Consider the following 12,703-nt stretch of genomic DNA (forward strand, 5'->3'; position numbering starts at 1 on the left):
CGTTCATTGTTCGTTCATTGTTCGTTCATTGTTCATCTTTTCTATAAGCTCTCTATATCTACATTATTTTATTCTCCCGCGCCCATTTGCTAATTGACTCATTTACTAATTTACTAATTTTATCTGTCTGTTGCGCTACGAGCTCACACTTTACCTTTTATCTTTTATCTTTTACCTTCAACAATTGGCATTGTGGTATTAATAGCACATTTGCTAATTTCAAATAAATACTGTACCTTTGCCAAAGTTTTTTGATAGCTTGTCGTATAACAACTTTGGGCAAAGCTCAATATAATGTGAAAGTTATAGTAATTACTAACGTCTGAAAAAACTAACAACCGATGAAAGGAATTATATTAGCAGGCGGTTCAGGTACACGCCTTTACCCCATTACTAAGGGAGTTTCTAAACAATTACTCCCTATTTACGATAAACCAATGATTTACTACCCATTATCAGTGCTGATGCTTTCGGGTATTCGCGAGATATTGGTCATATCTACTCCTCAGGACTTACCAGGTTTTGAGCGCCTCTTAGGTGACGGTTCCGACTTCGGTATTCGCCTTAGCTATGCCGAGCAACCCAGTCCCGATGGCTTGGCTCAAGCGTTTATCATAGGTGAAGAGTTTATAGGCGATGACGATGTGTGCCTGGTATTAGGAGATAATATTTTCTATGGACAGAGTTTCTCGAAAATGCTCGCTCAAGCGGTAGAGAATGTAAAGAAAGAACGCAAAGCTACTGTCTTTGGTTATTACGTAAAAGACCCTGAACGTTATGGAGTAGCTGAGTTTGACACCGCGGGCAATGTGCTTAGCATTGAAGAAAAACCCACACAGCCTAAATCTAACTATGCGGTAGTAGGACTCTATTTTTATCCCAATAAAGTAGTGAAAGTAGCCAAAAGTATCAAACCCTCAGCACGAGGTGAATTGGAGATTACTACGGTGAATCAAGAGTTTCTAAACGACGGCGAATTAAAAGTACAACTTTTAGGACGCGGTTTTGCGTGGCTTGATACCGGCACCCACGATTCGCTTAGCGAAGCATCAAACTTCGTAGAAACCTTAGAGAAACGTCAAGGACTCAAAATCTCTTGTTTGGAAGAAATAGCCTATTGTAAGGGTTGGATTACTGCTGAAAAGTTGCAAGAGTTAGCAAAACCAATGCTCAAAAACCAATACGGGCAATACCTTTTGCAATTAACGATGAACAATAGATAATTTGCTTTTCCAAATAATCTAACGCTAAAACTTAATCTATGCTGGCGCGAGCTTGTAGCTTGTGCCTCCTAGCATCTAATCTCCTAAAAAATGGCAAAACTAAAAACAGCATATTTCTGTCAGAATTGCGGAGCACAATACAGCAAATGGCAAGGACAGTGTTACGTCTGCAAGCAGTGGAATACCATTGTGGAAGAAGTCGTACAGAAAGACACTGCTCCTGCTTGGCAAGAGAAAGAATCACCTATCAAGAGTAAAGCTCCTAAGTATATCTCTATTTCGCAAATCGATACACAACAGGAGGCGCGCCTCAACAGCAACAACCACGAATTGAATAACGTTTTGGGTGGTGGAATTGTACCGGGGTCGGTTACTCTTTTAGGAGGAGAACCAGGGATAGGCAAGAGTACGCTACTGCTACAAATAGCCCTCAATTTGCCCTATCGTACGCTCTACGTATCGGGGGAGGAAAGTGAGAAACAGATAAAAATGCGCGCCGACCGCATTCCGCATAAGCTCGATAATTGCTTTATCCTCACTGAAACTAAGACGCAAAATATCTTTCAGCAGATAAGAGAACTCTTACCCGAAATCGTGATTATCGACTCTATTCAAACCCTACAATCCGATTATATAGAGGCTTCGGCGGGGAGTATTTCTCAAATTAGAGAATGTACCTCCGAACTGATTAAGTTTGCTAAAACTACTCACACTCCTGTAATACTCATTGGGCATATCACTAAGGACGGACAAATAGCAGGACCTAAGATATTAGAGCATATGGTCGATACGGTTTTGCAGTTTGAAGGCGACCGTAATCACGTGTACCGTATCTTGCGTTCACTGAAAAACCGCTTTGGCTCTACTTCCGAATTGGGTATTTATGAGATGCTTAGCAACGGATTGCGTGAGGTAAATAATCCTTCGGAGATTCTCATTTCCAAAACCGATGAGACGATTAGCGGTACCTCCATAGCTGCCACTTTGGAAGGTATGCGTCCGCTGATGATTGAAATACAAGCACTTGTAAGTACAGCTGTATATGGTACACCACAACGCAGTACTACGGGCTTCAATGCCAAACGACTCAATATGCTTTTGGCAGTGCTTGAGAAACGCGCAGGATTTCGCTTAGGTGCTAAGGACGTCTTCCTAAATATTACCGGAGGCATTACTATCGACGACCCTGCCACTGACTTAGGAGTGGCGATGGCTATCCTATCTTCTAACGAAGATATAGCGATTGAAAAGGACGTCTGTTTTGCCGGCGAAGTAGGATTAGGTGGTGAAATACGCCCTGTACAACGCGTAGAGCAACGCATTACTGAAGCTGAGAAATTAGGCTTCAACACTATTTTTGTATCAAAATATAACAAAATAGCCCTTAAAAATACTAAAATTAGGATTGTAAAAGTTGCCAAGATAGAAGATGCAATACAAGAACTATTTGGATAATAAAAACGCCTTATGTTGAAAAAACTCTTTAAAGATACCATTATTTACGGTATTGCTACTGTACTCCCTCGTGTGCTTACCCTATTGCTCACAAGGCTGTACGTGAATAAACTCGATACTGCCGATTTTGGTATCTATTCAGGGTTGTTTGTCTATCTTATCTTGGGGAACGTACTGCTATCATACGGTATGGAAACAGCTTTCTTCCGCTTTATGAATAAAGGCGAACAGAAGAAGAAGGTACAATCTACTGCGCTTACTTCTCTTACAGTCAGCTCTTTGTTTTTCCTGGTGATTGCCTACTTATTGCGACACTTTATTGCCTCCTGGCTGAACTACGATGTACAGTATATTGTTTTTGCCATTTATATATTAGTACTTGATGCCTTAGTGGTCATTCCGTTTGCGTGGCTTAGGAATAAAGGTAAAGCCAAACTTTATGCTATTGTTAAAATAGGGAATACAGCAGTGAATTTAGCTCTGAACATTTACTACCTGAACTATTTACCTGCTGAAACTCTTGCTACCAATGGTGGTGTATATTATATCTTTTTAGCCAACGTAATAGCGAGTTTAGCGACTTTCATTGTCTTATTGCCCATCTATTTCAAAATACATTTCCGTTTTGATTATCGACTTTGGAAAGAGATGATGGTTTATGCTTTCCCTGTATTATTGGCAGGTATTGCTTTTGCGGTAAATGAAGGTTTTGACCGAGTGTTCTTGCGTATGCTCCTTCCTGCTGATACTGCCGATGGAACTATAGGTATTTATTCTGCTTGTTACAAAATGGGAGTATTTATGAACCTCTTTGTCACTGCTTATAAACTTGGTATAGAACCTTTCTTTTTTAGCAGTGCACAGGATAAGAATGCGCCTAAAACCTATGCTCGTATCACCGAATACTTCATTGTGTGCGGAGGCTTTATTTTGCTCTTTATTACTGTATTTACCGATATTTTTAAACTTATTTTGATACCTAACAAAGCTTATTGGGAAGCCCTTTGGATAGTGCCTATTATCTTGTTAGCTAACCTATGTTTAGGTATTTACCATAGTCTTTCGGTGTGGTACAAAGTAACCGACCGCACCAGCTTTGGAGCTATCGTATCCTTAGTAGGAATGGCTATCACAGTAGTGTTCAACTTTGCGCTTATTCCTTGGCTCAGTTATAAAGGGGCGGCGTTAGCAACACTCATCACCTATGGAGCGATGATGTTTATTTCGTATTACTACGGACAAAAATACTATCCGATACCCTACAAAAAAAGGAAGATAAAAATCTTCCTTGGAATGAGTGTTCTTTTCTCGTTTGTGAATTTTTATGCTTTTGACAATAGTATCTACATAGGTACCTTACTTTTGCTTATTTATGGTTATTTAGCGAGTTTTACTATAAAGCTCAAATCTACTCTTCCTAAACAACCGTAAAAAGGTTCATCTTTTCTTCTTCTTTGTTGCGCATTAGCGCACTGTCTTCCGCTGTTTTATCCTTATAACCGCAAAGATGTAACAAGCCGTGTGCCAATACCCGCAAGAGTTCTTTTTGGAACGGTACTTTAAAGATGTTAGCATTCTCTTTTACGCGTTCCACCGAAATATAAATATCCGAATGGAGTACCTTTCCCTCAGAATAATCAAAGGTGATGATATCGGTAAGGGTGTCGTGTTGCAAGTACTCTACATTTATTTTGTGCAAATACTCATCATCGCAAAAAATATAGTTGATATTACCTGCCTCTTTACCTTCGGATTGGGCTACGCGTTTCACCCAACGTTTTACTTCGTTTTTCTTAAAAGGGAAGACAAAGGGAGTTTCGTTAAAAAAAGAAGTCATAATAATTATTTTTCTTTAGGCTTATAGGTACTGATACCTAAAAGTGCGTAAATGGGTGAGAAATTAATGAGAATGGTTACCAAAAGCAATATAGAAACGCCTGATAACACGGAAGCAATGGTAATAGAAAACTCGTTAAAATACCCTAATATCGCAGTAATAACGATAATGAGCAAACGGATATTCTTGTCCAAAGTGCTAATATTTCTTTTCATATAGTCACATTTTTTAATTTGTGGCAAATGTACTTCTTTATTTTGAATAAAACAAAGATTTTAAATAATTATACACTCACTTTTGCGCTATCTCAAATTATTTACGCAAACTTCATAGATTTAGTAGGTGATATTTTGGTAATCACATAGGTAGGAATGAGTAGCATCAGCAAGCACAATAGTAAGACTCCTATATTGAGCAATAACACCCACAGAGGAGTGAAAGCAATCGGTACTTCGGTTACGTAATAGGTGGCAGGGTCTAACTTGATAAGGCTGTAACGCTGTTGTAACCAGAGCAATAAGAATCCTAAAACATTCCCCCATAAGAGTCCCAAGCCTATGATATAGGTAGCATTATACAAAAATATCTTGCGGATACTGCGGTCAGAGGCACCTAAGCTCTTTAAAGTACCTATCATTGGTGTTTTCTCCAATATGAGCACGAGAATAGCCGTAATCATATTAAATCCACCTACCACTATCATTATCCCGATGATGAGGTAAATATTGAAATCGAACATACCAAGCCATTCGAAGATAAAAGGAAACTTCTGAATGATAGTTTGTGAATCGAGGAATGAACCTACCTTGCCATACACTTGTTTGCCTACATCTTCTATACGGTCAAAATCTTTGATAAAAAGCTCGAAATTGCCTATTTGGTCAGGTTGCCATTTATTAATTTTCTGAATATGACGTATATCAGTGAAGACGTACGACGCATCAAATTCTTGAAAGCCACTATTGTAAAGTCCTACGATTTTAAAACTACGTTGGTTAGGAGCTTGAGCAGCTTCGTCTTTTAGAAAGATAGCTTGGCAATGGTCGCCCAGTTTTAGGTGCAATCTGTTAGCTAAATAGGTAGACATTAGCACCTCATCGGTTACTTCTTCACTCGCTACATTAGGGGTGCGTCCTTCGGTAATAAAATCGCGAATAAGCGACCAATTGTAGTCTTTTCCCACACCTTTAGCGAGAATCGATTCATAAGTGGTTTCAGTACGGATGATACCACCTTTGGTAGCTACTGCTTGAATATGGGTAACTTCGGGTACTGCTGAAAAAGTAGGGTAAAAATCTTGTTGTAACTTAATAGGTTTAGTACTAACCTCTGATATATTATTGCTATAATCAAAAATCTGAATGTGCCCGTGAAAGACTACCAACTTCTCCCTAATCTTGCGTTGCAAGCCAATACCCGTAGCAATGGCAATGAGCATCATCACCATACCCACAGCAATGGCAGCTATTGCCATTTTGATAATTGGGGAAGAAATTGTACCTTTGTCCCCTTTCGAAAAAATAACTCTTTTTGCTATGAAATATTCAACATTCAAAACAATAATGCCTTTTAGAAGTGCCAAAGTTACACTTTTTTTCTTATGTACGCTTATATCGTGCAAAAATAATGGACAGACACAAGGTAATGCTTCTGTGCAAAATACTGAAAAACAGACGAAAGAAGTGGTGGTGGGCGCTAACCGAATGTATCTTTACATTAAGGATTTACGCACTAAAAATATAGCTATCGTTACGAATCAGACTGGGATTGTGAAAGCCGAAAAAGGGAATTATGTGCATTTGGTGGATACGTTATTAAAGAAGAAAGTATCTATCAGCAAGGTTTTTGCTCCTGAACACGGATTCAGAGGGGAAGCCGATGCAGGTGAAGTAGTGAAAGACGGCAAGGACTCTAAAACGGGCTTGCCTATTGTATCGCTCTATGGTAAAAACAAAAAACCTACTGCTGAGCAACTGAAAGGTGTAGACCTTGTACTCTTTGATTTGCAAGATGTAGGGGTGCGCTTTTACACTTATATTTCTACTTTGCATTATGTGATGGAGGCTTGTGCTGAACAGCATATTCCTGTAATAGTACTCGACCGTCCGAATCCTAATGCGCATTACATTGATGGAGCGGTGTTGCAACCTGCTTTTAAGAGTTTTATTGGAATGCACCCTGTACCCGTGGTTTACGGAATGACTATTGGCGAATATGCTCAGATGATAAATGGTGAAAAGTGGTTGCAAGCAGACGTTACTGCTGACCTTAAAGTGATTCCTCTTGCCTATTATACACATCAAACGTCTTATAGCTTACCGGTAAAACCTTCGCCTAACTTACCTAATGATGTATCGGTGAACTTGTACCCAAGTTTGTGTTTTTTTGAGGGGACAAATGTGAGTATGGGGCGCGGTACCGATATGCAGTTTCAGATTTATGGCTCTCCTTATTTTGATAAGACGGCTTTTAGCTTTACGCCACACCCTAATGCAGGCGACAAGAATCCGAAGTTTAATGGTGAGCTATGTTACGGTGAGGACTTGAGAAAAACACCTCGTTTGGATAAACTAAATCTCACTTGGCTTAAAAAAGCTTTTGAGCAAGGCAAGGGAGTGAAAACACCTTTCTTTACTTCATCGTTCAATAAGATTGCTGGTAATGATATACTAAAGGAGCAAATAAGTGAAGGAAAGACCGAAGACGAAATACGCCAATCGTGGCAAAAGGATATAGAGCAGTTTAAGGAGATGAGAAAGAAATATTTACTATATCCGTAATTAATACTATAATGCCAATAATGCCAATTGTTGAAGGTAAAGTGTGAGCTCGTAGCGCAAAAGACAGATAAAATTAGTAAATTAGTAAATTAGTCAATTAGCAAATGGGGACGGGAGAATAAAATAATGTAGATATAAAGACTTATAGGAAAGACGAACAATGAACGAACAATGAACGAACAATGAACGAACAAAAGACGAACAAAAGACGAACAAAAGCCGAAAAAAAGACGAACAAAAGACGAACAAAAGACGAACAAAAGCCGATGCGAGTCGCACGGGCAGATAAAGGAACAACGAAGGGAAGGTGAATCTAAGGTGAAGAGTAATTAAGGTTGTTTAAAAAATAAGAAAGGGTTTAAGTGATTTATAAATCACTTAAACCCTATTTCTAATTAACTAATATTCCTATTTTCTAAAAACGTACCCCTACGCCCAATTGTATTTGTTGGGTAGTTGCTTTTTCTTTAAGGGCGTTACTAATATCACTGTAACCCCATACATAGCGACCGTAAGCAAAAAGAGGACCTAAATTTACTTCGGCTCCTGCTACTAATGAAAAATCAGTATCTTTAAAGAGTTTTTCTCCGTTTTCCCAAGTACTTTGGTCGCGGTTGGCAAGGAAACTAAATTGAGGTCCTGCGTGTAGTGAAATCAATCCGCTAGGGTTGTATTTCAAGAGTACTGGTACACTTACGTAGTTCAGTGTTTTTTTCTTTTCGAACTTGTCGTTCCAAACAGATTGGTAGCTATCGCGGAGCTCTGTATTGGTTTGACTAAAAAGTACTTCACCCTGTAGCCCCCAGCTATCATTGAAATCAAATTCGACGAAACCACCTAATTGATAGCCCAATTTAAAGTTTTTGTCATAGGCTACACCTTCTACTTTACCTAAGTTAGCACCTGCTTTTGCTCCTAAGTGAAACTCTTGAGCATAGGTAGCGGTGGTGAGTAGCATTATCGCAATAAAAGCTGTTAATTTAGTGATTTTGTTTTTCATACGCTTAATTATTGTTTAATGATTCAGTATAGTTATCCCAAATAGTGTGCCAAAAAAAATAATTTACCAAATTGCAAATTTGTAAATTAGCAAATTATATACTACTTTTGTGGCGTGAAAATATAAAGCTAACAGACCAATGATCATACATCATTTAGGCGAAGAGCCTTCCGTATTAAACCGATTTATCGCCCAGTTGCGTGATGTAAATATTCAAGCAGACCGTATGCGATTCCGTAAAAATTTGGAACGAATAGGGGAGGTATTGTGTTACGAGATGAGTAAGTTTCTACACTATAAAACGGAAACAATTACTACACCTTTGGGCGAAAAGAAGGTACAACTTCCGAAAGACGAGATAGTAATTTGCTCTATTTTGCGTGCTGGTTTGGCATTGCATCAAGGCTTGATGAACTACTTTGATAATGCTGATAATGCGTTTATCTCGGCTTATCGCAAACACACTTCTGAGACTGATTTTGATATAATGGTGGAGTATCTGGCTTCGCCGTCCTTAGAAGGTAAAATCTTATTCTTAGCTGACCCAATGCTGGCTACAGGGCGTTCGTTTGCTAATGTATTCAATGCGCTGAAACCTTTAGGAACACCTAAAGAGATACATTTATTTGCTGTTATAGGGGCACAGCAGGGGATAGAATACTTGGAAGATAAGTTTCCTGAGACTACTCATTTATGGATTGCTACCATAGATGCTCACCTTAACGACCACGGCTATATAGTACCAGGTTTAGGTGATGCGGGTGATTTAGCTTTTGGTAATAAAATGGAGTAGAAGCCCTATGCCAGGCATAGATAATAGTGACCATAGTACGATTTCTTTTAGCCACCATACGCGTATTTTCTCTACATAAAGAGCAAAGAGAATGGCAATAGGGGCAAAGGTGTATATCACTTCTTTGGAAAGGAATACTACTATAAGTCCTATCCAGAGGAATTGTATTACTACTAATGAGCTGATACTGTGATAAACACTTCTGAAATAGTATACTGCTAATGCCACTAAAAGAAGGAGAGCTAAGCTACATACTGCTATTGTTGTAGCAATGGAATGAGAGGAAAAGTTTAGAAGATTATTTATATCTGAAGTGATGAGATTTGTAAAATCATCAATAGGAAAAGGCTCTTGAAGTATTAATAAAATAGCCCCTAATAAGATGCTAACAGTAATGATTGCTAAAAGAGGTATAAACCAATAACGGCGTTTTTCAGCTCCGTAAAAGAGTAGAGAAATCCATACATTTAGCAGAAAAATTAAAGCCCAAGGGTGCAACAAGCCTGCGCAAATGATTAGTAGAGAAGTATCGAATAGTTTTTGTGGAATGCCTTCACCTGTTTTAAGAGTAAGTACACGCCACAAGGCTACAATGATGAGTAAGTTAGCACCTACTAATTTCACTTTATCAAAAAGGGTAGGGAAGAGCACTACGAAAATACTAAAGAAGGCTATAGAGTAGCAGTTTTTGGTATCAGTAAGTTCATTCCACCGGTCTATTTGGTGAAGTAATAATAAAGAAAGAAAGAGTAATACAAAAGTACTCATTAAAACAGTGAGATGAGACACGTCACTGAGAGGAAGTTGTAGTATTTTAAATTGAAATAGCCCATCACCTATCAATAGTGCTAATAGCACAATGATAAATGTGATGGGCTTTGTATTTTCAAAACGTACTGATAGCATTAGTTACTAATAGTTAAAATATTACCAGCTACTGAAACATTATAATTTAGTAAAGGATAAGGTTTGGCAATTTGTCCAATAGCAATAGGAGCCCCTGATATTAAATTGTAAACTGTTTTACCACAAGAACATTTGGCAAAAGTATAGTCGTGACCAGTCTTCTCATAGCTATTTTCATCTTCTACAGCCCTTATGCCAAACAGACGATTATGACACTCTTGTAAATTATGATTAGGACAAGCAGCTTCCCAAGCACGATATCCTCCATTACTATAACAAGTCACAAAAAATCCTTTAATACCTCTGTGAGGTATAAAAACCGTATTCATAGGTGTTTTTAAACTGTTATAGAGAGGTAAACTTATATCGATAGTATAGGTGAAATGTACTTCTCCTAAGTTAGGGTTGCGCGTTTGCCGTTCTTTCTCGCAAGAAAGCAGTCCAATCAAAAATATTACATATATCAGTCTATACATCTTGTTACCTATTATTTAGCTTAAAATTGGTACCCTACTCCCATTGAGAGCGTTCTATTTTTAAAGTCGTAAGAATTAGCAATACCCGTACTTATGAGGCTTGCCTCATCGCCTTCAAAGATATTAGTGAGTCCTTGTACCCAACGTATTTCGAAAAACCAACCTGCATCAGTAGTGTAACCTATCCCTGCAGTCATAGCTACATCTATAATGTCTATGGCATCTGATTTTACACGAGTTACGGGTTCTGTACCATTGAAGTAGAAATTAGGCTGGTCAACGCGATACTCTATCTGAGGACCTACGTGCAAATTAATACCCTTTCCTACATTGAATCGTGCCATTACAGGAGCCGAAAGATAATCAAGAGCCAAAGTAGCATTCCCATATCTATCAGATTTTATTTGTGCACCACGACGATTGTAGATACCTTCTATCTGTAAAGAGAACAATTTAGATAGGGGAAACTCTAAAGTAACCCCAGCATAATAACCGTGATATGGTTTAAAACTTGCCTCACTACTTACATCTCCTTTTAAGGTAGCATAATTGTACCCTGCTTTCACTCCTATGTATTGTGCTTTTACATTGTAAAAAGCAAACAAACATATGGCTAATAATACTATTTTTCTCATTGTTTATTATTTTTAGATGTTAGTCGTTTGTTGTTAATACTATAATTTTTTGGTAGAGATAATCTTCACGGGGCAGGCTTTTTGTGCTTTCTCACAATCCTCAAAAATACTATCGTCATAACTTTTTAGGGTGAAGAAGCCTTTCTTTTCAGTGGAACGTAATAATACGCTCTTGCCATCTTTTTTCGACATCTGGAACTGCTCAGGAGCCATCTCTACGCAGTAGTTACAGCCGATGCATTTTTCACGCTGTAAGGTTACTATTACCATATTAAACTAAATCTGCTAATCTGCTAATTGATATTTGTTTTTACTATTTTATACAGTTTATCTGATAACCTTATTCTGAAATTGGTTTTGATAGTACAAGAATCACCTTTCTTAGCTCTTTCAGCAGGAGTATCGTTTACCATCATTGAGGTGAGTTCTATTTCTTGAACGCCTGTTGAAGGTCCAGTGATAAGTAATTTGTCGCCTATCTTTATATCAAAGGCTTCAATAGCAAACTCTGCAATACCAGTCTTAGGGAAATAGTGTTTGCCTTGCCCAATGTACACTTTCTTTTGGGTAGCATTAGAGCCTGGGTTTTCACTCCATTCACCAAGTTTTTGCCCTAAATAATATCCACTCCAGAAACCACGATTGTACACCGTTTTGAGGGCTTCTATCCAGCCTTGATTTTTTTCCTTACTGTACGTGCCTGCGTAATAAGCATCTATTGCTTCTCGGTAAGTGCGAGTAACGGTAGCCACATACTCAGGAGCGCGCCCACGCCCTTCAATCTTTAATACCTTTGCTCCTGTGTCGATTATTTGGTCTAGGAAGTCAATCGTGCAGAGGTCTTTAGGCGACATCATATACTCGTTATCCAATTCTATTTCAAAACCGCTTTCTTGGTCGATTACAGTGTATTTCTTGCGGCAGTTTTGTTTGCAAGCTCCGCGATTGGCTGAGGAATTGTGTGAGTGCAAACTCAGGTAACACTTGCCCGATACCGCCATACAAAGCGCCCCGTGTCCAAATATTTCTATTTCTACCAAATTGCCCGAAGGTCCTTTGATTTGCTCTTTTTCTATCTGCTCACATATCTTCTTGATTTGTCGTAAGCTCAGCTCACGGCTCATTACCATTGTATCAGCAAACATCGCGTAGAAGCGCACGGTTTCAATATTAGTGATATTGATTTGAGTAGAGATATGCACCTCCATTCCTATTTGTCGAGCATAAGCTATGACTGCCTGATCCATAGCTATCACAGCTGTAAGACCTGCTTTTTTAGCAGCGTCTAATAATGTTTTGATGATAGATAGGTCGTGGTCGTAAATAATAGTATTAAGGGTGAGATAAGTGCGAATGCCCTTAGGAGCACAACGACGCGCTATTTCATCAAGGTCGTCAATCGTAAAGTTGATACTTGCTCTTGCACGCATATTCAGCTGGTCTACACCAAAGTACACTGAGTCGGCACCATTGTCTATCGCCGCTTGTAGCGACTCAAAATTACCAGCTGGTGCCATTAGTTCAATTTTTCCTGAATGAGTCATTATATAGTGAGTGAGGGGGCAAAGATACGAAAATAAAGTAGAATTTGAAAATTG

At 38.6% G+C, this 12,703-nt stretch carries 14 protein-coding genes; 5 read left to right on the plus strand and 9 right to left on the minus strand.

The genetic code is table 11. The annotated features are described in order from the left end of the window. Positions 1–341 precede the first annotated feature (341 nt). The 3 genes from rfbA (at position 342) to HMPREF9078_RS04190 (ending at position 4,109) form a co-directional block, all read left to right on the plus strand. A complete protein-coding gene (rfbA, locus tag HMPREF9078_RS04180; protein ID WP_009419497.1) occupies positions 342–1,223 on the plus strand; it encodes a glucose-1-phosphate thymidylyltransferase RfbA in 882 nt (293 codons plus the stop codon). 90 nt (positions 1,224–1,313) lie between these two features. Beyond that, a complete protein-coding gene (gene radA, locus HMPREF9078_RS04185) occupies positions 1,314–2,678 on the plus strand; it encodes a DNA repair protein RadA (RefSeq protein ID WP_009419498.1) in 1,365 nt (454 codons plus the stop codon). 12 nt (positions 2,679–2,690) lie between these two features. After that, positions 2,691–4,109: a lipopolysaccharide biosynthesis protein gene (locus HMPREF9078_RS04190; RefSeq protein WP_009419499.1), complete on the plus strand. Its 1,419-nt coding sequence runs from the start codon at positions 2,691–2,693 to the stop codon at positions 4,107–4,109. Here the strand turns inward: HMPREF9078_RS04190 and ybeY are convergent. The 3 genes from ybeY to HMPREF9078_RS04205 form a co-directional block, all read right to left on the minus strand. Then, positions 4,096–4,515: an rRNA maturation RNase YbeY gene (ybeY, locus tag HMPREF9078_RS04195; RefSeq protein ID WP_009419500.1), complete on the minus strand. Its 420-nt coding sequence runs from the start codon at positions 4,513–4,515 to the stop codon at positions 4,096–4,098. The genes HMPREF9078_RS04190 and ybeY overlap by 14 nt on opposite strands. Positions 4,516–4,520: 5 nt before the next feature. Next, complete coding sequence (locus tag HMPREF9078_RS04200) at positions 4,521–4,730, minus strand: DUF2892 domain-containing protein (protein ID WP_002672528.1); 210 nt, start codon at positions 4,728–4,730, stop codon at positions 4,521–4,523. 101 nt (positions 4,731–4,831) lie between these two features. Beyond that, on the minus strand, positions 4,832–5,989 hold the full coding sequence (locus HMPREF9078_RS04205; protein WP_034542828.1) for an ABC transporter permease: 1,158 nt from the start codon (positions 5,987–5,989) through the stop codon (positions 4,832–4,834). Here HMPREF9078_RS04205 and HMPREF9078_RS04210 point away from each other — a divergent pair. Beyond that, complete coding sequence (locus HMPREF9078_RS04210) at positions 5,973–7,295, plus strand: exo-beta-N-acetylmuramidase NamZ domain-containing protein (RefSeq protein ID WP_009419502.1); 1,323 nt, start codon at positions 5,973–5,975, stop codon at positions 7,293–7,295. The two genes, HMPREF9078_RS04205 and HMPREF9078_RS04210, sit on opposite strands and share 17 nt — an antisense overlap. Before the next feature lie 415 nt (positions 7,296–7,710). On the opposite strand, the gene HMPREF9078_RS04215 is transcribed toward HMPREF9078_RS04210, so the two are convergent. Next, positions 7,711–8,295, minus strand: coding sequence for a porin family protein (locus HMPREF9078_RS04215; RefSeq protein WP_009419504.1), 585 nt, complete (start codon positions 8,293–8,295; stop codon positions 7,711–7,713). 139 nt (positions 8,296–8,434) lie between these two features. Here HMPREF9078_RS04215 and upp point away from each other — a divergent pair, with 139 nt between their 5' ends. Beyond that, positions 8,435–9,088, plus strand: a complete 654-nt coding sequence (gene upp / locus HMPREF9078_RS04220) for a uracil phosphoribosyltransferase (protein ID WP_002672507.1) — start codon at positions 8,435–8,437, stop codon at positions 9,086–9,088. On the opposite strand, the gene HMPREF9078_RS04225 is transcribed toward upp, so the two are convergent. From HMPREF9078_RS04225 to HMPREF9078_RS04245, 5 genes are read right to left on the minus strand one after another with little or no spacing between them, the layout of a single operon-like run. Beyond that, a complete protein-coding gene (locus tag HMPREF9078_RS04225) occupies positions 9,062–9,994 on the minus strand; it encodes a hypothetical protein (RefSeq protein ID WP_009417347.1) in 933 nt (310 codons plus the stop codon). The genes upp and HMPREF9078_RS04225 overlap by 27 nt on opposite strands. Next, positions 9,994–10,470, minus strand: coding sequence for a hypothetical protein (locus HMPREF9078_RS04230; RefSeq protein ID WP_009419505.1), 477 nt, complete (start codon positions 10,468–10,470; stop codon positions 9,994–9,996). Before HMPREF9078_RS04230 ends, HMPREF9078_RS04225 begins: the two co-directional genes overlap by 1 nt. Positions 10,471–10,490: 20 nt before the next feature. Next, positions 10,491–11,105, minus strand: a complete 615-nt coding sequence (locus HMPREF9078_RS04235) for a porin family protein (RefSeq protein WP_009419506.1) — start codon at positions 11,103–11,105, stop codon at positions 10,491–10,493. A 39-nt stretch (positions 11,106–11,144) separates the two neighbouring features. Then, the gene (locus HMPREF9078_RS04240) at positions 11,145–11,375 is read right to left on the minus strand and encodes a ferredoxin (protein ID WP_002672503.1); all 231 of its coding nucleotides are present in this window, start codon (positions 11,373–11,375) and stop codon (positions 11,145–11,147) included. A gap of 23 nt (positions 11,376–11,398) precedes the next feature. After that, entirely contained in the window at positions 11,399–12,649 is a 1,251-nt protein-coding gene (locus HMPREF9078_RS04245; RefSeq protein ID WP_009419507.1) for a peptidase U32 family protein, read from the minus strand. Positions 12,650–12,703 lie beyond the last annotated feature (54 nt).

The organism is Capnocytophaga sp. oral taxon 380 str. F0488 (genome assembly GCF_000318255.2).
GTDB lineage: Bacteria > Bacteroidota > Bacteroidia > Flavobacteriales > Flavobacteriaceae > Capnocytophaga > Capnocytophaga ochracea.